The organism is Brevibacillus sp. NRRL NRS-603 (genome assembly GCF_003013445.1).
Lineage (GTDB): Bacteria > Bacillota > Bacilli > Brevibacillales > Brevibacillaceae > Brevibacillus > Brevibacillus formosus.
Genome location: NZ_PXZN01000170.1, coordinates 1 through 1,069 on the forward strand (window position 1 = coordinate 1; position 1,069 = coordinate 1,069).

At 46.6% G+C, this 1,069-nt stretch carries 1 protein-coding gene; it reads right to left on the bottom strand.

Going from position 1 to position 1,069, the window contains the following annotated elements; translation table 11 throughout:
• A partial coding sequence (locus tag C7R94_RS29695) for a cytochrome c biogenesis ResB family protein (RefSeq protein WP_146142868.1) occupies window positions 1–946 on the bottom strand: 946 nt, incomplete at its 3' end.
• Window positions 947–1,069: the final 123 nt, after the last annotated feature.

Below are 1,069 nucleotides of genomic sequence, written 5' to 3' on the forward strand. Positions count from 1 at the left end.
TTTTCCCTGGAACACCAGCGCTTTTATTTTCATATAAAATGGCATCTGTCTGGTAGCTCTTTACGATGGCTCCGCCCTTAAGCTCCAGTTGCTCCGGCATTTCATCTTCCGACCAATACTCTGTCGTGTAGTTCTCGTTTTTTATGTAGTAAGGGGTATTCGGAATCGCCATTGTTTGGCCCTCACGCACCCAGACGTACTCGTCTAAGTAAAAGCCAGGCAGGCTTCGCATTAGAGTACCGACCAAAAATAATATCAATCCAATGTGATTAATGTAAGGACCCCAACGGCTAAAACGGCCTTTTTCAGCCATAATCGCTCGTTCCGTGTGGAAAATGCGGTATCCTTTTTCTTTCAATGCCAGAGCGGAGGCGTCCAGTATCGCTTCCTGATCGGCTTCTGGAGCAAGCTCCCCCTCTGCAAACAGCTTTTGCCCTTTCAAAAAGGACTTGTGCTGGTTCAATCTCGGCTTCTTTAACGCTTTATACAGCGGTACCACGCGGTCCAGACTACAGATAACCAAAGATGTACCGAGCATAACTAGGAGCGTCACAAACCACCAAGACGAGTACATATTGTGAAATCCAAGGCCGTAAAAAATCGTTCCCAGCGTTCCATATGATTCCGTATAAAAACGGGCAACATCAGCTTCAGTCGGTACGGGTACTGGTATGTACATTTGCTGCGGAAAGATGGTTCCGACTGCGGACGCCACCAAAATGACAATAATGATACCGATTGCAATTTTGACCGAAGAAAAAAAGTTCCAGACTCGATCGATTACCTTCGTCTTATTCGTTTGAGAACGTCTTGCCATTCCTTCATAACGCATGTCAGGAAACGATGTCTGCTCGTGGACTTCCACATTCAAAGGCTTCCCGCAAGACTCACAGAGCAGCGTCCCAACCGGGTTGGTATGACCGCATTCGCATTTTCGCTGATCCATCATTGCTCCTCACTTACGGCAAGATTTTTGTTACTTTTGACTCAATCATGGCTTCATCCAATTGCCCGATAAAAACTTCCTGCACTTCTCCATCTGGGTCGATGAAAAAGGTCGTCGGAATCG